We start from the raw sequence: 17,327 nt of genomic DNA on the forward strand, positions 1-17,327 counted from the left end.
GCCGCCCTTTTCATTTGGAACCGGTAATTTTCGTCTCTTCGGATCGTGCCTCCGGCGGAGGTATTTGGAGAAAAATGAAACCGAATTGGGCTCGCGATCATCTTTCTGAAAATATCCTGGGGGGAGCGCTCGAAAGAGCGCGGGGGGCAAAGCCCCCTCCTTAGACGCCGAAATGGCAGGTCAGAGCCACTCGCGAATATGCGGGATCAGCGGGATATCCGCTTCGGGCATCGGGTAGTCGCGCAGCTTGTCGCCGGTGACCCATTTCAGGGCCTGCCCTTCCCGCGAGGCAGGTGTTCCCTGCCACTTTCGACAGATGAAGAGCGGCATCAACAGGTGAAAATCCGCGTAGGAGTGGCTGGCGAAAGTCAGGGGAGCGAGGCAGGAGGACCATGTGTCGATGCCCAGTTCCTCGTGAAGCTCACGGATTAGGCAGGCTTCCGGCGTTTCCCCGGCTTCGATCTTGCCGCCGGGAAATTCCCACAGGCCGGCCATGGATTTTCCCTCTGGTCTTTGTGCCAGCAGCACGCGCCCGTCAAAATCGACGAGCGCCACGGCAGAGACAAGGACCGTCTTCACGAACGGTAATCCGCGTTGATGGAGATATAGGCGTGGGTCAGATCGCAGGTCCAGGCGGTGAACGCGCCGTTTCCAAGGCCGAGATCGACCGACATCTGCAATTCCGGCTGCTTCATGTAGGCCGCGCCGGCCTCCTCGGTGTAGCTCGGGGCGACCCAGCCCTTTTCGGCCACGAGGATGTCACCGAAGCGGATGGAGAGCCTGTCGCGATTGGCCGTCGCGCCGGATTTGCCGACCGCCATCACAACTCGACCCCAGTTCGGGTCTTCACCGGCGATGGCCGTTTTGACCAGCGGTGAATTGGCGATGGACATGGCTATGGTCTTGGCATCGGCATCGTCGGTCGCACCCGTGACCCGGATTTCGAGGAACTTCGACGCGCCTTCGCCGTCCTTGACCACCTGGTGCGCCAGATCCAGCATGACCTTGTGCAACGCCTCGACGAACGCCCTTCCGGACGCGTCGTTCAGGTCGTCGATACGGGCCGCACCCTTGCCGGTGGCAGCCAGCAGCAGCGTGTCGGAGGTCGAGGTGTCTCCATCGACCGTGATCGCGTTGAAGGTCTGCTCGGTCAGCGAACTCAGCGCCTGTTGCAAGATGGGTTGGGCGATCGCGACATCGGTGAAGATATAGACAAGCATCGTGGCCATGTCGGGCGCGATCATGCCGGACCCCTTGGCGATGCCGGCGATGCGGATTTCGCCGGCAGGGCTTTGAACGACGGCACCGGAGCCCTTGGCATAGGTGTCCGTTGTCATGATGGCCCGCGCGGCGGTCTCTATCCCGTCGGGAACCAGTCCTGCGACCAGTTCGTCGAGCCGTTGGGTGATCCGTTCATGCGGCAGCCGTTCCCCGATCACACCCGTGGAGGAGGTGAAAACCCGGGCGGTCGGAATGCCGGACGCGGCGGACACAGCCGCGCAGATCGCGGCGACCGAGCCTTCACCGGCAGCACCGGTAAAGGCGTTGGAATTGCCCGAATTCACCAGGATCGCGGCGCCGGCATCCGTTTCGGCGCCGGCCGCCAGCTTGGCTTCGCAATCCAGAACCGGAGCGGAGCGGGTCGAAGACCGGGTAAAGACGCCGGCGATGGCGCTGCCCGGCGCGAGCCGGGCCAACATCACGTCGGTTCGGCCCGCATATCGCACGCCCGCCGCCAGCGCAGAGAATTCCACACCGGCGATTTCGGGCAGTTCCGGAAATGATGCAGGCGCAAGTGGTGAAACGGACAGTTTTCCGGCCATCTTTCTCTCCGTTACTCGGCGATCAAATCAAGATTGTTGAGCAAACCGGGATCGAATTCCATTTCGGACTTCACCACATCGGTCTCGGCCATCACTGCTGCGAGCGCTTCGGTCACGGCCGCATTCTCGATCTCGGCGGCCAGTTCCACGCGAACCTCGTCGAGGCTCGGTGCGTCGGCAGTCCGGGACTCGTTGAGCTTGACCACGTGCCAGCCGAACTGCGTCTGCACCGGGTCGGACACCTGGCCATCTTCGAGCGCCATCACGGCCTGTTCGAATTCCGGCACCATCATGCCCAGACCGAACCAGCCGAGATCGCCGCCACTCGGGCCGGAGGGGCCAGTGGACTTTTCCATCGCCAGAGCGGCGAAATCGGCGCCGCCATCGAGCTCTTCGCGGATAGCCTTGGCCTCTTCTTCGGTCGCCACGAGGATGTGGGCGGCGTGAAACTCCTTGGTCGGTTTGGCATCCGCGAAACGTGCCTCATAGGCCGCCTGAAGGCTGGAGTTGTTCACCGCGTTGCGGACCACCTTGCCGATCGCCTCGCCGGCGAGAAGGCCGGAGATCTGGTTGTCGATGGACAGCTGGGTTGCCTTGGTCACCTCGTCGCCGAGCGACTGGGCCATGGCGTTCTGCTGGGTGAGCTGGTCGAGGATACCTTCCCAGAGCACGGCGGGCTCCAGTTGCTGGTATTGCTGCGGCAGCGTCTGCCGCGCCACGATCATGTGACCGATCGTAATGTCGGCCCCGCCGACGGTCGCGACAACGGTATCCGCGGTGATCTCTTCGGCCCCTGCCGGCAGGCTGGCCGCCATTGCGAGGGCAAAGATCCCGGCACCCCAGGTTTTGTTGGTGATCTGCATCGCGATAGGCTCCTTCGTGGCCGCGCCCTTGCGCAGCGTTGACACTCACAGGGCGCACCCTTACATCCCGCATGGTCCGGGAGGCGGGCCGCTCTTCGCTAGATGCCTAGGTAACGATGCACGCAAGGGCCGGCAAGGCGTCCTCTCACACGAATTAGTCATGGCGGAGCAGATATGCTGGGAATTGGAACGATCGCGAAAAAGGTCTTTGGTACGCCGAATGACCGCAAGATCAAGGCAACCCGTCCCGTCATCGATCAGATCAACGCGCTGGAACCGGAATTCGAGAAGAAGACCGATGCCGAATTGATCGAAAAGACGCGCGAGCTTCAGGAACGCGCCCGCAATGGCGAGGATCTGGACGCGCTTCTGCCGGAAGCATTCGCCAATGTGCGCGAGGCCGCAAAGCGCGCCCTTGGCCTGCGGGCCTTCGATGTGCAGCTGATGGGCGGCATCTTCCTGCATGAGGGCAATATCTCGGAGATGAAGACGGGCGAGGGCAAGACGCTCGTGGCCACCTTCCCGGCCTATCTCAACGCGCTCTCCGGAAAGGGCGTGCATATCGTCACCGTGAACGACTATCTCGCCAAGCGGGACGCAGAGTGGATGGGCAAGGTCTATACCCATCTCGGCATGACCTGTGGCGTTGTCTACCCGCAGCAGCCCGAGGCAGAGAAACTCGGCGCCTATGGCTGTGACGTGACCTATGCCACCAATAACGAGCTCGGCTTCGATTACCTGCGCGACAATATGAAATCCGAGCTCAAGGATGTCTGTCAGAAGTATCACAACTTCGCGATTGTAGACGAGGTGGACTCGATCCTGATCGACGAGGCGCGGACGCCGCTGATCATCTCCGGCCCGAGCCAGGACCGTTCCGAACTTTACCGCACCATTGACGGGATCATCCCCGAGGTGCAACCGGAGCATTACAAGCTCGACGAGAAATCCAAGAACGTCACCTATACCGACGAGGGCAACGAGTTCCTCGAACAGCGGCTGCGGCATTACGAGCTGCTGCCGGAAGGGCAGAACCTCTATGACCCCGAGAGCACCACGCTGGTGCACCACATCAACCAGGGCCTGAAAGCGCATGTTCTGTTCCAGCGGGACAAGGACTACATCGTCCGCGATGGGCAGGTTGTGCTGATCGACGAGTTCACCGGTCGGATGATGCATGGCCGCCGCCTGTCGGATGGTCTGCACCAGGCGATCGAGGCCAAGGAAGGCTGCGAGATCCAGCCCGAGAACGTGACCCTCGCCCAGGTGACTTTCCAGAACTATTTCCGCCTCTACGACAAGCTTTCGGGCATGACCGGCACGGCGCTGACCGAGGCGGATGAATTCATGGAGATCTACAAGCTCGGCGTTGTGGAGGTTCCGACCAACCTGCCCGTTGCGCGCAAGGACGAGCACGATCAGGTCTATCGGACCGCTGCCGAGAAATTCAAAGCCGTGATCGAGGAAATCCGCGAGGCCAATAAAAAGGGCCAGCCGGTTCTGGTCGGCACGACCTCCATCGAGAAATCGGAAATGCTCAGCCAGATGCTTCAGGCAGAAGGGCTCAAGCACAACGTCCTGAACGCGCGTCAGCACGAGCAGGAAGCCCAGATCGTAGCCGACGCCGGCAAGCTGGGCGCGGTAACGATTGCCACCAACATGGCCGGTCGCGGGACCGACATCAAACTGGGCGGCAATGTCGAGTTCAAGGTGATGGAAGCCATCGCGGCTGATCCCGAGGCCGACCCGGAGCAGATCCGCGCCGATATCGAGGCCCAGCACAAGGGCGACGAGCAGGCCGTGAAGGATGCCGGCGGTCTTTACGTGCTGGCGACCGAACGTCATGAAAGCCGCCGGATCGACAACCAGCTGCGCGGCCGTTCGGGTCGTCAGGGCGACCCGGGCAAATCCAGCTTCTTCCTGAGCCTTGAAGACGACCTGATGCGGATTTTCGGCTCCGAGCGGTTGGACTCCATGTTGAACCGCCTTGGGATGCAGGAAGGCGAGGCCATCGTGCACCCTTGGGTGAACAAATCGCTGGAACGCGCGCAGGCCAAGGTCGAGGGGCGCAACTTCGACATCCGCAAGCAGCTGCTGAAATTCGACGACGTGATGAACGACCAGCGGAAGGTGATCTTCGGCCAGCGTCGCGAGATCATGGAATCCGCGGATCTGTCGGAAATCGTCCAGGACATGCGGCACGAGGTGATCGACGATCTGGTCGCGCAATACATGCCCAAGAAGAGCTATGCCGACCAATGGGAGACCGAGGCGCTGCACGCGGATATTCGCAAGAAGATCGGCATCGACGCCCCGGTGATGGAATGGGCCGAAGAGGAAGGCGTGGATGACGACGATATCCGCGAGCGCCTCTACGATGCGTCTGATGCGTTCATGGCCCAGAAGGCGGTGGATTTCGGCCCCGAGAACATGCGGATGATCGAGAAACAGCTCCTGCTGCAGACGATCGACAGCAAGTGGCGCGAGCATCTGCTGACGCTTGAGCACCTGCGCTCCGTTGTCGGTTTCCGTGGCTACGCGCAGCGTGACCCGCTCAACGAGTACAAGAACGAGGCCTTCCAGCTGTTCGAGAACCTGCTCGACGGTCTGCGTGAAGAGGTTTCGGAGAAACTCGGGCAGATCCGTCCGCTGACGCCGGAAGAGCAGCAGGCGATGATGCAGCAAATGATGGCCCAGCAGGCCGCGATGCAGCAGGCCGCCACGGGTGGCGAGTCCGAGCCAGAGCCGGAAGAACAGGCCGCCCTGATCGAAGGTTTCGACGAGAACGATCCGAATACCTGGGGAAATCCGGGCCGGAACGAGCCCTGTCCCTGCGGCTCGGGCAAGAAGTTCAAGCACTGCCACGGGGCGCTCTGAGCGCTTGAACGCGGCGAATTTTCCATGAATGTGACCTAATCGGGTCCCGGCAGCGCCACGGCGCTGCCCATTTTTTCGCTTATGCCTTTCGGAAGGTTCCGACCCGAAGGAGGCAGACATGCGTGTGAATCCACGTTTCATCAATGCCGGAGCGATCTTCGTGATCGCCTTTTCCACCGGCTACGTAATGCAGAATGCCGACGCGCTCGCGGCGCGTTTCGGGGGAAATGACAAACCGGACCAGGTTCGACTGGACACCACGGCGCAGGTGGAGGCCGACATTGCCGCTCCCCTGGCAGAACTTTCCGAAGAAGAGCCCCTCGTTCCGGTCGAACCCGCGGTTGCCGCGCTCGGCAGACCTGCGACCCAGGCCTATGCGAGCCGCCTTGCCGAGCTGTTGCCGGAACCGGAGCCCGAACCGGAACCCGCTCCGCTTTGTGAAGCGAGCCTGACCGCCAAGGCGAAGCCCTCGGCAATGCTTGCCCTCGAAATCACCGCGCCCTGCGAGGCTGGAAAACGGGTCGAGATTCGGCATGAAGCGCTGGTCTTTGCCGAGACCCTCGACAGCTCGGGGAAACTGCAAATCCAGATGCCGGTCCTGCGCGAGGCTGCGCATGTCACGGCGCAGTTTTCCGACGGTCAGGTTCTCGCAACTTCTGCCGTGATCCCCGATCTGGCAGAGTTCGAGCGGATCGGGCTGCAATGGCAGGGCGAGACCGGGGTTGAATTGCACGCCTTTGAATTCGGTGCGGCCCGGGGCCATCCCGGCCACATCCATGCCGGAAACCCGCGCTCGCCGCGCCGGGCGGAACTCCTCGGGGCCGGGTTCATGGTGAAACTGGGCTCCGCTCAGGATGGACCGCAAGCCGAGATTTACAGCTTCCCGGCCGCCGACGCCCAGTATGAAGGAATGGTCCGGATGTCGGTCGAGCTTGCGGTGAGCGAGGCCAATTGCGGTCGCGAAATTCAGGCCCAGGCCTTGCGAGCGGCCACGGACGGCGAGATCGAACCGATGGATCTGTCGCTTTCCGTGCCTGCCTGCGACTCTGTCGGCGAATTTCTGGTGTTGAACAACCTCCTGCGAGACATGAGTATCGCTGCCAACTGATACAGGCCGATCCCGGATAATGGCACCAATGCTTTCACGCGCGGCGGCGATCGCCGCGCTTCTTCTATTCGGAGCTGCACCCGTCGCGGCGCAGGACGCCTTTCTGACGTCCCGCGACGGTGGAATCAGTCTTGAAGGAACGATGCTCGGTTTCGACGGCGAGTTCTATCGGCTGAGGACCGAGTTCGGCGTCATAACGATCGATGCCGAGGGCGTGGATTGCGAGGGGCCCGGTTGCCCGGATCTGCTGAGTCCGATTGCGGATATCCGTCTGTCCGGCGACGCATCGCTCGGGCAGATCCTGTTGCCGGCCATGGTCGAAACCTTCGCGGCCACGAACGCGTTCCTGCCGAAACGGGTGCAGGAGACGGAGGAACGTTTCAGCTATCATCTGATCGACCCGACGCAGGATCGTCTGGTTGCCCGATTCCACTTCGACTTGTCCGATACGGCGCAGGGACTGAACGACCTAATGGAGGATCGCGCGGACCTGGCCATGGCCAATCGCGCCGCGACTGCAGACGAGATTGCCCGGGGGCAGGCGGCCGGGATCGGTGACCTTTCCGGTCCTCGACGGTCCCGGATCGTCGCTCTGGATGCCTTGGTGGCCGTGGTCGCGTCCCGGAACCCGGTGCGGCGGATCAGCCTGGAGCAACTGGCCGGAATCCGGTCTGGCAAGATACAGAGCTGGTCGGAGCTTGGCGGCACGCCGAATGCGATCGACCTGCATGAAATGGTCCCGGATGGAACCACCGAGCAATTTTTCCCGGAAGGCGGCGCTAAGGGCGCGGAATCGGAGCGTTCCGGCTGGTTGCTGCGCCATGAATCCAGCCCCGGCCTCGTGGACACGGTGGCGCGGAATCCCGAAGCTCTCGGGCTCGTACGATACTCCAAGATGGACCATGCGCGTCCTCTGGTCCTGACGGGCAGTTGTGGGCGGCAGATTTCAGTCTCGCCCGAAGCGATCAAGGCAGAGGATTACCCGCTGCCGCTGCCGCTTTACCTGTATGTCCCGCCGCGGCGGCTGCCACTGCTGGGACGGGAATTCCTCGACTGGCTCAACACGCCCTCGGCCGAGATGGCCGTCCGGCGCGCGGGCTATGTCGATCAGGTTCCGGTGGAGATTCCCGTGGCGGCGCAGGGAGAGCGGCTTGCCAACGCGATTTCTGCAGCCGGTGACGAGGTTTCGCTCGAAGACCTGCAGGAGCTTGTCACGGCCATGTCCGGCGCCCGGCGCCTGACGGCGACGTTCCGGTTCCGAAACGGCTCCGCCAATCTCGACGCGCAGTCGGAGGGAAACCTCGATCGCCTCGCCCGTGATATCGAGATCGGTCTGCACGACGGAAACGAAATCATCCTGGCCGGTTTCTCCGACGGGCTGGGCCCGGCGGATGCCAACCGGGCGCTCTCGCTGGAGCGTGCGCAAACGGTGAGCGATGCCCTGCGGGCGATTATTCCGGCCGCCGACTGGGAACGGGTTCGGCTGACGGCCATCGGCATGGGGGAGGCTCTGCCACTCGCCTGCGACGACAATGAACGGGGCCGGCAGACGAATCGCAGGGTCGAGGTGTGGCTGCGGTAGTCGCGGCCCGACACGCGTTCAGCGTTCATAGGAAGCCGGCGCTTCGGAAGCTGAATTCCGTTTCCCGCCCGATCACAAGATGGTCGTGGATCGCCAGCCCGAGCGCTTCCGCGGCAATCACGATCTTTTCTGTCATGGCAATGTCGGCTGAGGACGGTGTCGGATCTCCGGAGGGGTGATTGTGAACGAGAATGAGCGCGGACGCGTTCAACTCCAGCGCCCGTTTGACCACCTCCCGCGGATAGACCGGCACATGATCGACCGTGCCGCGCCCCTGCTCCTCGTCCGCGAGCAGCGTGTTCTTGCAGTCGAGATAGAGCACGTGGAAATGCTCCGTTTCCTGGTGCGCCATGTTCATGTGGCAGTAATCCAGCAGCGACTCCCAGCAGGAGAGGATAGGCCGGCGCAGGATCTTGGCGCGGCTCATGCGCTGTGCCGCCGCTTCGACGATCTTGAGCTCCAGGATCACCATCGTCCCGACACCGGGCACGGATTGCAGGCGGCTGGCAGGGGCGGAGATGACGCGGTTGAAATCGCCGAAGGTGTCGATCAGCTGCCGGGCCAGCGGTTTCACGTCGCGGCGGGGCACGGCGCGGAAGAGCACCAGTTCCAGCAATTCGTAATCGGGAACCGACGCGGGGCCTGCCTGAAGAAAACGTTCCCGAAGGCGCTGACGATGATCCTTCAGGTAGGATGGCGGCGTCGTTTCCGCTCCATGCGCTGGTGGCGCTGGAACCGGCGCCTCGTCAGTGCCGAAAAGCGGCAGGGAGGACTCGGAAAAAGCTTGGGCGATGGTCATGTCCAAACCATCGCCCAAGCTTTTGAATCAAAGATTAAGGGTAAAGGGTTATCCCTTCATCTCGTCCCAGAAATCCTTCACCTTGGAGAAGAAGTTCGATGAACGCGGGTTGTTCTCGGCGCTCAACTCGTCGAATTCCCGCAGCAGTTCCTTCTGACGAGAGGTCAGGTTCACCGGCGTTTCCACGACAAGCTCGATGAACATGTCGCCGAAGCCAGCCCCCCGCAGCGCCGGCATCCCCTTGCCACGCAGGCGCATCTGCTTGCCGGTTTGCGAACCGGCGGGCACCTTGACCCGGCTGCGGCCGCCCTCGATGGTCGGAACCTCGATATCGCCGCCAAGCGCCGCCGATGACACGCTCACGGGAACCTGGCAGAACAGGTTTTGCGCGTCCCGGTTGAAGATCTCGTGCTGGGCAACTTCGATGAAGATGTAGAGGTCGCCCGACGGGCCGCCGCGCGTGCCGGCATCGCCTTCGCCCGCGAGACGAATGCGCGTGCCCGTCTCGACCCCGGCGGGGATATTGACGGAGAGCGAGCGCTCCTTCTCGACACGACCATTGCCGTGGCAGGTCTGGCAGGGATTCTTGATGATCTGGCCGAGCCCGTTGCAGGTCGGGCAGGTACGCTCGACCGTGAAGAAACCCTGCTGCGCGCGAACCTTGCCCATGCCCGAACATGTCGGGCAGGAAACGGGCTCCGCACCGCCTTCGGCACCGGTGCCAGAGCAGGCACCGCAAGCGACGGAGGTGGGAACGTTGATCGTTTTCTGAACGCCCTTGTAGGCATCCTCGAGGGTCACTTTCAGATTGTAGCGCAGGTCGGAGCCACGGGTTGCGCGTTGCCGCCCACCGCCGCGCTGGCCGCCCATGAAATCGCCAAACAGATCATCGAAAACGTCCGAGAAGGCCGAGGCGAAATCGCCCTGGCCGTGGAAGCCACCGCGCGGACCGCCACCGGGGCCGCCCCCCATGCCACCCTCGAAGGCGGCGTGGCCGAAGCGGTCATAGGCGGCCTTCTTGTCGGCGTCCTTCAGAACGTCATAGGCCTCGTTCGCTTCCTTGAACTGGGCTTCGGCATTCGGGTTGTCAGAATTGCTGTCTGGGTGAAGCTCACGAGCCTTGCGGCGGTAGGCCTTCTTGATCTCGGCCTCCGATGCTCCACGCGCGACGCCCAGCACCTCGTAATAGTCACGTTTTGCCATCGGTTATCCCTTTGCCTCCACGACGCAAGCCGGCCCGGTTACCCGGACCGGCCCACTGGAGGTATTACGGTGCTCAGCGCTTTTCGTCACCGAGATCTTCGAAGTCGGCATCCACGATGTCTTCGTCGACACCATGTGGCTCGTCATCGCCTTCCGGCGCGGCTTCGCCAGCCTTCTGCTGCTCGGCTTTATAGATGGCTTCGCCAAGCTTCATCGCGGCTTCGGTCAGGTTCTGGATACCGGACTTGATCTTGCCCAGATCGGTACCTTCGAGTGCCTCTTCGAGCGGACCCATCGCCAGTTCGATCGCTTCGACGGTCGAGGGGTCGACCTTGTCGGAGTGATCGGCGATCGATTTCTTGGTCGAATGCAGCAGGCTTTCGCCCTGGTTTTTCGCCTCGACCAGTTCCTTCTTCTCTTTGTCGGCCTCGGCATTCGCTTCGGCGTCGCGGACCATCTGGTCAATCTCGTCGTCGCTGAGACCGCCAGAAGCCTGGATCGTGATGTTCTGCTCCTTGCCGGTGCCCTTGTCCTTGGCGGAGACCGACACGATGCCGTTGGCGTCGATATCGAAGGTCACCTCGATCTGCGGCATGCCGCGCGGCGCCGGCGGGATGTCTTCCAGGTTGAACTGGCCGAGCATCTTGTTGTCGGCAGCCATCTCGCGCTCGCCTTGGAACACCCGGATCGTAACGGCGTTTTGGTTGTCCTCGGCGGTCGAGAAGATCTGGCTCTTCTTGGTCGGGATCGTGGTGTTGCGGTCGATCAGGCGGGTGAACACACCGCCCAGCGTTTCGATACCGAGCGAGAGCGGGGTCACGTCAAGCAGGACCACGTCCTTAACGTCACCCTGCAGAACGCCGGCCTGGATGGCAGCACCGGAGGCCACGACCTCGTCGGGGTTCACGCCCTTGTGCGGCTCCTTGCCGAAGAACTTGGTGACTTCCTCGACCACCTTGGGCATGCGGGTCATACCGCCGACCAGAACGATCTCGTCGATTTCGTTGATGGAAACGCCGGCGTCCTTGAGCGCGGCCTGGCAAGGCTTGATCGACGCCTTGATCAGGTCGCCGACGAGGCTTTCCAGCTTCGCACGGGTCAGCTTCATGACCATGTGCAGCGGCGTGCCGCCATTCGGGTCCATCGAGATGAAGGGCTGGTTGATCTCGGTCTGCTGGCTGGAGGAAAGCTCGATCTTGGCCTTCTCGGCGGCTTCCTTCAGGCGCTGCAGGGCCATCTTGTCCTTCGTCAGGTCGACGCCGTGCTCTTTCTTGAACTCGTCGGCCAGGTACTGGACGATCCGCATGTCGAAGTCTTCACCGCCGAGGAACGTGTCGCCGTTGGTGGATTTAACTTCAAACAGGCCTTCGTCGATCTCGAGGATCGTGACGTCGAACGTACCGCCGCCGAGGTCGTACACGGCGATCGTCTTGGTCTCTTCCTTGTCGAGGCCATAGGCCAGCGCGGCCGCAGTCGGCTCGTTGATGATCCGCAGCACTTCGAGGCCGGCGATCTTGCCGGCGTCCTTGGTGGCCTGACGCTGGGCGTCATTGAAATAGGCGGGAACCGTGATCACCGCCTGCGTGACGCTTTCACCCAGGTAGGACTCAGCGGTCTCTTTCATCTTTTGCAGGATGAAGGCCGAAATCTGGCTCGGGGAGTACTTTTCACCGCGCGCCTGAACCCAGGCGTCGCCGTTGCCACCATCGACGATTTCGAAGGGGACGATCTTGCGGTCCTTGGCGACCGCGGGGTCATCTTCGCGGCGGCCGATCAGGCGCTTCACGGCGAAGATGGTGTTCTCGGGGTTCGTGACGGCCTGCCGCTTGGCGGGCTGGCCCACGAGCCGTTCGTTCTCAGTAAAGGCGACGATCGACGGGGTCGTACGCGCGCCTTCGGCATTCTCGATCACGCGGGGCTGCGACCCGTCCATGATGGCGACGCAGCTGTTCGTCGTACCGAGGTCGATACCGATGACTTTGGCCATTTGCTTTCTACCTCTCTTGGCGATGTTGCGGGGCACAGGCCCTGTCAGGCTCCCGTCCCCAATCCCGGTTAGTCGGCCGGATGGCTGCCCGGCCGAGCATCTCGGGGTATATAGGAGTGCATTCCTACCCCTGCAAGCCGGGAAGCGAAGCAGATATGGGGCAAAAAAGGTGAAGAAAATGGAACCGACACCGAGTTTGTGCATTCGAGGCGTCTCGATTTTCCAAGGGCTGCTCGATTCGGCCGCCCAGGCGGAAATGGTCGCTGCGCTCAGGGAAGTGGCCCGCGCGGCTCCTTTCTTTCGCCCGGTGACCTCGCGCGGACAGGCGATGTCGGTGCGAATGACGTCGGCCGGACAGGTCGGCTGGGTGAGTGACCGGCGGGGGTATCGCTACGAGCCGCGCCATCCCGACGGCGCAGAGTGGCCGCCCATTCCCGAGTCGGTTCTCGCGGTGTGGTCGCGGGTCGCCCCGGATGCGCGGACGCCCGATTCCTGCCTTGTCAATTTTTACGATGCCGATGCCCGCATGGGCATGCACCAGGATCGCGACGAGGTAGACCTAGAGCAGCCGGTGGTGTCGATCTCGCTCGGCGATGACGCGTTGTTTCGCATCGGCAACCTGACCCGTGGCGGCAAGACGGAGTCCGTCTGGCTGAAATCGGGCGATGTGCTGGTGATGGGGGGCGCGGCCCGGCTTGTCTATCACGGGATCGACCGGATCCGGACGGGAAGCTCGAAATTGCTGCCGGAGGGCGGGCGGATCAACCTGACGCTGAGGGTGGCGCGCTAACCGGCAAAGGGGTCAGCGCTGGTCGAGGGTGCAACAGCCATGGAGGAGATGTCGGGCGTTTCCCTGCCTCGTGAGCAGCAGGAGTTGCCAGCCGAAGGTCCGGTCCGACATCCCGTCCGTGCAGGAAGCCGGTTCGATGACGCCGGACAGATCGTGGTTCGGCAAGGGAATGTCGAAACCGGACACAACGTCGTAGAGACGCGCGGCGAAGAAGGAGCCGGTTTGCGGCTGAGCGTCTCCCATCTCGCTATAGGTGGCCATCCCGTCCGAAAAGTCGATCGACCAGAACGGCTCTGTCCCGTAGCAACGCATACCGTTGGGAAAACCGCCCGAAGGAAGCGGGCGCGGGCTCAGATACGCCATCGAGACCCAGCCATCGGTTTCCCCGGCAATGATCCGGCCCCAGGCGCCGGAGGAGTTCAGAGCGGTCACCTCGATACCGGTCTCGAAAGGGCCCAGTTCGCCGATGATCGCTGCCGCGCCGCTCGCTTCGGCGCGGATATTCAGCGTGTCGTCCGCGGCCACCCCGGTGACATCATGCAATTGCGGGATGTGGACCTGTTCGATTTGTGCGGAGAGCCTGGAAGCTGTCAGGGCGACAGCGGCGAGGATGCAAAGGGTTCTGAGGATCATCTTTTGGCCTGCCAGGAAAGGGATGCGTTCTTGCGGGTGTAATGCTCGCCCATCAAACCGATGAAAATGAGCGCGACACTGAGCCAGAACGGGTAGGCGATGTTCGAGTGGTGCGGATTGTAATTGATGAACACGTATCCGCGGCACTGGTCGATCGTGTGAAAAAGCGGGTTCCAGGTGAAAAAGGCGAGCATGAATCCGGGCATCTGGTTGGCCACGAACATCTTGCCCGAGGCGATCATGTTCGCACGGGAATAGACGCTGGAAACGACCTGGACGAAGCCAGGGAACCACGGCTTGATCGCCAGAAAGACCATGCCGATGGCCACGCCCGAGAACCAGGAGAGCAACACCATGCCCATCGCGCCGATCGGTTTGTCGATGATGACCGGGGTGATGGCGAGGTGATAGATGCCCAGCACCACGAGCATTGTCAGCAGTTGGATATAGAGCGCACCGAAAGCCGCCGCCGAGATCGCGATGATCGTGTTCATCGGCGCGTGTTTCATCATCGCCGAGGACGGCCCTTCGGAACTGACCACGGCGCCCATGGCCTTGGTATGGGTCATGAAGAGGAAGATCCCCGACATGATGTAGAGCAGGAAGTCCCCCCTGAGGGCCGCGCCGCGCCACCCCATGACCGAAAACATCACGAAAAAGGCCATCACGAAGACGACCGTCTGCATCATGTTCATCAACAGGCCGATGAGGGCGTTGCCATGCGTCTTGCGCAGGCTGCGGACGGTCGCGTGATAGATCAGCTGTCCGAGCCGGAGGGCCGACCCGGTGCTGCTATTCGGTTTGCTGACCTGGAACATGTGGAGAATTGTCGCTTTTAGGTTAGGGCCAGTTCTTTTTGCCAAGGAAAACTTGCCGTTCCCTTGACGCGGAACGATAAGGGGCTGGATGGCATATATCAACGAATTCACCTGCCCCCTGGAGTATGAAAATGGATTTTGAAAAACTGGCCAACGTGACCCGGCGCCTCGCGCTGGAAGCGGGGGACAAGATTATGGAGATCTACAATTCGGACGATTTCGAGGTGAAATCGAAATCCGACGAGAGCCCGGTAACGGAAGCGGATGAAGCCGCCGATGCGCTCATTTCTGCCGGTCTGGCCGAGGCTTTCCCCGATGTTCTGGTTGTGACCGAGGAGCAGGCGGCGTCCCATAGCGAGAGTGCAGTGAATTTCCTGATCGTCGACCCGCTCGACGGCACCAAGGAATTCGTCAAGCGCCGCGGGGAGTTCACGGTCAATATCGCCTATATCGAGAACGGCACACCCTTGCGCGGTGTCGTCTATGCCCCCGCAAAGGGTCGGTTGTTCTATACCGACGCCAGCGGGCAGACGGTCGAGGAGACCGGTGAGTTCGCCAAGGACGCCCCCGGCCCGGTGCGTCCGCTCGCCGTGACCACGCCGGACAATACGGCGCTGATGGTTGTTGCCTCGAAATCGCACCGCGATCAGGCGACCGACGACTACATCGCCAAGTACAGCGTGAAGGACATGACTTCGGCTGGATCCTCGCTGAAATTCTGCCTCGTGGCGGCGGGCGAAGCGGATCTCTACCCACGCCTTGGCCGGACGATGGAATGGGATACCGCCGCGGCCGACGCCGTTCTGCGGGGCGCCGGCGGCAAGATGGTCCGCTTCGATGACCATACCGATTTCACCTATGGCAAGCCCGGCTACGAAAACCCGTTCTTCATTGCCTATGCCCCAGGAGTGGAGTTGAAACCCGCCTCATGAGTGTCCTGATCGCCATTCCCGCCCGCTACGCGTCGCATCGCTATCCCGGCAAGCCGCTGGTCCCGCTCAAGGGCGTCAGCGGCAAGTCGTTGACCCTGATCCGGCGGAGTTGGGAGGCGGCAATGGCGGTCAAGGGCGTCGACCGGGTGGTCGTGGCCACCGACGACACCCGCATTCGGGCCGAGGCAGAAAGCTTTGGCGCGGAGGTTGTGATGACTTCCGAGGCTTGTGTGAACGGTACCGAACGCTGTGCGGAAGCGCATGAGAACCTCGGCGGCGGATACGAGATCGTGGTGAACCTGCAAGGGGACGCGCCGCTGACGCCGGCCTGGTTCGTGTCCGATCTCATCGACGGTCTGCGATCCTCTCCGGAGGCGCAGATCGCCACGCCGGTCTTGCGCTGCGATGGCCGCGCGCTGGCCGCCCTGAAGGGTGACCGAGCGGAGGGCCGGGTGGGCGGAACGACGGCGGTTTTCGATGCCGATCACCGGGCGCTCTATTTTTCCAAGGAAGTCGTGCCTTATACCGCGACTGTCTATGCGCCCGAGGCCGAAACGCCGGTTTATCACCATGTCGGCGTCTACGCCTATCGCGCGGCGGCACTTGCGGATTATCCGAAATGGGCACATGGCCCGCTCGAAGCCCTGGAAGGGCTGGAGCAGTTGCGGTTCCTGGAGAACGGACGGCACGTGCTTTGCGTCGAGGTCGATGCGCGCGGACGGCAGTTCTGGGAGCTCAACAACCCGCAGGATGTTCCCCGGTTGGAGACCATGATGGCGGAGATGGGGATTGAATGACCATAACTCGTGCTAAAATATCGAGCGAACATGCTAATAACGCTTGTGATTTGAGCAATCGTCGTGCTGCTCTGGCCGCTATATGGCAGTATCGACCGGGACATTGACAGTGAAGTGCCGCTAAGGTGCGCCCGAATTGTTTTGATACCGGTCCAGCTCGAGCTGGGAGGGCGCGATCCGTGAAACCGGAAGGAAAGGAATAGAATACATGCAACGCAAGGTCACGAAGGCCGTGTTTCCTGTGGCGGGTCTTGGAACCCGTTTTCTGCCGGCAACAAAGTCGGTTCCGAAGGAGATCATGACTCTGGTCGACCGCCCGCTGATTCAATACGCCATCGACGAGGCACGCGCGGCTGGGATCACCGATTTCATTTTCGTGACTTCTCGGGGCAAGAGCGCGCTGGAGGATTATTTCGACACCTCGACGGAGTTGGAAGCGGCGTTGCAGCGCAAGGGCAAAACCGACCTGCTGGAGGCGCTCCAGTCGAGCAACATGCCCAGCGGTGCGATTGCCTACATTCGCCAGCACCAGGCGCTTGGCCTTGGTCACGCTGTATGGTGTGCCCGGCGTCTTATCGGCGACGAGCCTTTCGCGGTGATGCTGCCCGATGACGTGATCTCGGCCGAGAAGCCCTGCCTGCAGCAGATGGTCGAAGCCTATGAAGAGACCGGTGGCTGCATGGTCGCTGCCATGGAAGTGCCGGAGGACAAGGCCTCGGCCTATGGTATCCTCGACGTGGACTCCGTGGACGGTGCCAAGATCCGGGTCAAGGGGATGGTCGAGAAACCCAAGGCGGGGGATGCGCCGTCGAACCTTGCCGTGATCGGCCGCTATATCCTGACGCCGAGCGTCCTGGAGAACATCAACCGGATGAAATCCGGTGCTGGCGGCGAGATTCAGCTCACGGATGCGATTTCAGATGAGATCCGGGTTGGGCGGAACGTCTTCGGTTTCCAGTTCGAGGGCAAGCGCTACGACTGCGGCTCCAAGGCGGGTTTCCTGCAGGCGACGGTGGCCTTCGGCCTCGCGCGGGAAGATTTGCGTGACGAATTCTCCCATTACCTCGAAGACCTGATGGCGGTAAGAAACGCCGCGCAATAATCATCGGGACGGG

Annotated in this window: 15 protein-coding genes; 7 read left to right on the forward strand and 8 right to left on the reverse strand. The window is 62.1% G+C overall.

What is annotated here, in order from left to right; all coding sequences use genetic code 11:
- Positions 1–180 precede the first annotated feature (180 nt).
- Genes mutT through BLR85_RS05305 form a run of 3 tightly spaced genes read right to left on the reverse strand, consistent with a single transcriptional unit; the run spans position 181 to position 2,686 of the window.
- Complete coding sequence (gene mutT / locus BLR85_RS05295) at positions 181–579, reverse strand: 8-oxo-dGTP diphosphatase MutT (RefSeq protein WP_093151050.1); 399 nt, start codon at positions 577–579, stop codon at positions 181–183.
- Entirely contained in the window at positions 576–1,823 is a 1,248-nt protein-coding gene (argJ, locus tag BLR85_RS05300) for a bifunctional glutamate N-acetyltransferase/amino-acid acetyltransferase ArgJ (protein ID WP_093151054.1), read from the reverse strand. The genes mutT and argJ overlap by 4 nt, the downstream gene beginning before the upstream one ends.
- Positions 1,824–1,834: 11 nt before the next feature.
- On the reverse strand, positions 1,835–2,686 hold the full coding sequence (locus tag BLR85_RS05305) for a peptidylprolyl isomerase (RefSeq protein ID WP_093151058.1): 852 nt from the start codon (positions 2,684–2,686) through the stop codon (positions 1,835–1,837).
- A gap of 174 nt (positions 2,687–2,860) precedes the next feature.
- Between BLR85_RS05305 and secA the strand changes: the two genes are divergently transcribed.
- The 3 genes from secA to BLR85_RS05320 all read left to right on the forward strand — a co-directional run bounded on the left by secA (position 2,861) and on the right by BLR85_RS05320 (position 8,253).
- Positions 2,861–5,563 carry a preprotein translocase subunit SecA gene (secA, locus tag BLR85_RS05310; protein ID WP_093151062.1) on the forward strand — a complete coding sequence of 901 codons (2,703 nt, stop codon included), beginning with the start codon at positions 2,861–2,863 and terminating at the stop codon, positions 5,561–5,563.
- A gap of 118 nt (positions 5,564–5,681) precedes the next feature.
- The gene (locus tag BLR85_RS05315; RefSeq protein WP_093151066.1) at positions 5,682–6,671 is read left to right on the forward strand and encodes a hypothetical protein; all 990 of its coding nucleotides are present in this window, start codon (positions 5,682–5,684) and stop codon (positions 6,669–6,671) included.
- 19 nt (positions 6,672–6,690) lie between these two features.
- On the forward strand, positions 6,691–8,253 hold the full coding sequence (locus BLR85_RS05320; RefSeq protein ID WP_093151069.1) for a phosphate ABC transporter substrate-binding/OmpA family protein: 1,563 nt from the start codon (positions 6,691–6,693) through the stop codon (positions 8,251–8,253).
- 25 nt (positions 8,254–8,278) lie between these two features.
- Here BLR85_RS05320 and radC read toward each other — a convergent pair whose 3' ends face one another.
- The 3 genes from radC to dnaK form a co-directional block, all read right to left on the reverse strand.
- Positions 8,279–9,052, reverse strand: a complete 774-nt coding sequence (gene radC / locus BLR85_RS05325; RefSeq protein WP_093151178.1) for a RadC family protein — start codon at positions 9,050–9,052, stop codon at positions 8,279–8,281.
- 48 nt (positions 9,053–9,100) lie between these two features.
- Positions 9,101–10,255: a molecular chaperone DnaJ gene (gene dnaJ / locus BLR85_RS05330; protein WP_093151075.1), complete on the reverse strand. Its 1,155-nt coding sequence runs from the start codon at positions 10,253–10,255 to the stop codon at positions 9,101–9,103.
- A 73-nt stretch (positions 10,256–10,328) separates the two neighbouring features.
- On the reverse strand, positions 10,329–12,242 hold the full coding sequence (gene dnaK / locus BLR85_RS05335; RefSeq protein WP_093151080.1) for a molecular chaperone DnaK: 1,914 nt from the start codon (positions 12,240–12,242) through the stop codon (positions 10,329–10,331).
- A 178-nt stretch (positions 12,243–12,420) separates the two neighbouring features.
- Between dnaK and BLR85_RS05340 the strand changes: the two genes are divergently transcribed.
- Positions 12,421–13,032, forward strand: a complete 612-nt coding sequence (locus tag BLR85_RS05340; protein WP_093151083.1) for an alpha-ketoglutarate-dependent dioxygenase AlkB — start codon at positions 12,421–12,423, stop codon at positions 13,030–13,032.
- 12 nt (positions 13,033–13,044) lie between these two features.
- Here the strand turns inward: BLR85_RS05340 and BLR85_RS05345 are convergent, their stop codons facing one another.
- Together BLR85_RS05345 and BLR85_RS05350 are read right to left on the reverse strand one after the other, a co-directional pair.
- Positions 13,045–13,665, reverse strand: a complete 621-nt coding sequence (locus BLR85_RS05345; protein ID WP_093151086.1) for an SH3 domain-containing protein — start codon at positions 13,663–13,665, stop codon at positions 13,045–13,047.
- Entirely contained in the window at positions 13,662–14,483 is an 822-nt protein-coding gene (locus BLR85_RS05350) for an ABC transporter permease (RefSeq protein ID WP_093151090.1), read from the reverse strand. Before BLR85_RS05350 ends, BLR85_RS05345 begins: the two co-directional genes overlap by 4 nt.
- A gap of 131 nt (positions 14,484–14,614) precedes the next feature.
- On the opposite strand from BLR85_RS05350, the gene cysQ reads away from it, so the two are divergent.
- The 3 genes from cysQ (at position 14,615) to galU (ending at position 17,314) form a co-directional block, all read left to right on the forward strand.
- Entirely contained in the window at positions 14,615–15,415 is an 801-nt protein-coding gene (cysQ, locus tag BLR85_RS05355; protein ID WP_093151094.1) for a 3'(2'),5'-bisphosphate nucleotidase CysQ, read from the forward strand.
- Positions 15,412–16,212, forward strand: coding sequence for a 3-deoxy-manno-octulosonate cytidylyltransferase (locus BLR85_RS05360; protein WP_093151098.1), 801 nt, complete (start codon positions 15,412–15,414; stop codon positions 16,210–16,212). Before cysQ ends, BLR85_RS05360 begins: the two co-directional genes overlap by 4 nt.
- 208 nt (positions 16,213–16,420) lie before the next feature.
- A complete protein-coding gene (galU, locus tag BLR85_RS05365) occupies positions 16,421–17,314 on the forward strand; it encodes a UTP--glucose-1-phosphate uridylyltransferase GalU (protein ID WP_093151103.1) in 894 nt (297 codons plus the stop codon).
- The last annotated feature ends 13 nt before the right edge of the window (positions 17,315–17,327 follow it).

Source organism: Aliiruegeria lutimaris (assembly GCF_900099935.1).
In the GTDB taxonomy this organism is placed as follows: Bacteria; Pseudomonadota; Alphaproteobacteria; order Rhodobacterales; family Rhodobacteraceae; genus Tropicimonas; species Tropicimonas lutimaris.

Coding starts and splice junctions, on each gene's coding strand:
- dnaK (WP_093151080.1), bottom strand. CDS start 12,242: ATGGCCAAAGTCATCGGTATCGACCTCGGTACGACGAACAGCTGCGTC.
- BLR85_RS05320 (WP_093151069.1), top strand. CDS start 6,691: ATGGCACCAATGCTTTCACGCGCGGCGGCGATCGCCGCGCTTCTTCTA.
- BLR85_RS05350 (WP_093151090.1), bottom strand. CDS start 14,483: ATGTTCCAGGTCAGCAAACCGAATAGCAGCACCGGGTCGGCCCTCCGG.
- argJ (WP_093151054.1), bottom strand. CDS start 1,823: ATGGCCGGAAAACTGTCCGTTTCACCACTTGCGCCTGCATCATTTCCG.
- BLR85_RS05315 (WP_093151066.1), top strand. CDS start 5,682: ATGCGTGTGAATCCACGTTTCATCAATGCCGGAGCGATCTTCGTGATC.
- BLR85_RS05340 (WP_093151083.1), top strand. CDS start 12,421: ATGGAACCGACACCGAGTTTGTGCATTCGAGGCGTCTCGATTTTCCAA.
- BLR85_RS05305 (WP_093151058.1), bottom strand. CDS start 2,686: ATGCAGATCACCAACAAAACCTGGGGTGCCGGGATCTTTGCCCTCGCA.
- galU (WP_093151103.1), top strand. CDS start 16,421: ATGCAACGCAAGGTCACGAAGGCCGTGTTTCCTGTGGCGGGTCTTGGA.
- BLR85_RS05360 (WP_093151098.1), top strand. CDS start 15,412: ATGAGTGTCCTGATCGCCATTCCCGCCCGCTACGCGTCGCATCGCTAT.
- radC (WP_093151178.1), bottom strand. CDS start 9,052: ATGACCATCGCCCAAGCTTTTTCCGAGTCCTCCCTGCCGCTTTTCGGC.
- BLR85_RS05345 (WP_093151086.1), bottom strand. CDS start 13,665: ATGATCCTCAGAACCCTTTGCATCCTCGCCGCTGTCGCCCTGACAGCT.
- secA (WP_093151062.1), top strand. CDS start 2,861: ATGCTGGGAATTGGAACGATCGCGAAAAAGGTCTTTGGTACGCCGAAT.
- cysQ (WP_093151094.1), top strand. CDS start 14,615: ATGGATTTTGAAAAACTGGCCAACGTGACCCGGCGCCTCGCGCTGGAA.
- dnaJ (WP_093151075.1), bottom strand. CDS start 10,255: ATGGCAAAACGTGACTATTACGAGGTGCTGGGCGTCGCGCGTGGAGCA.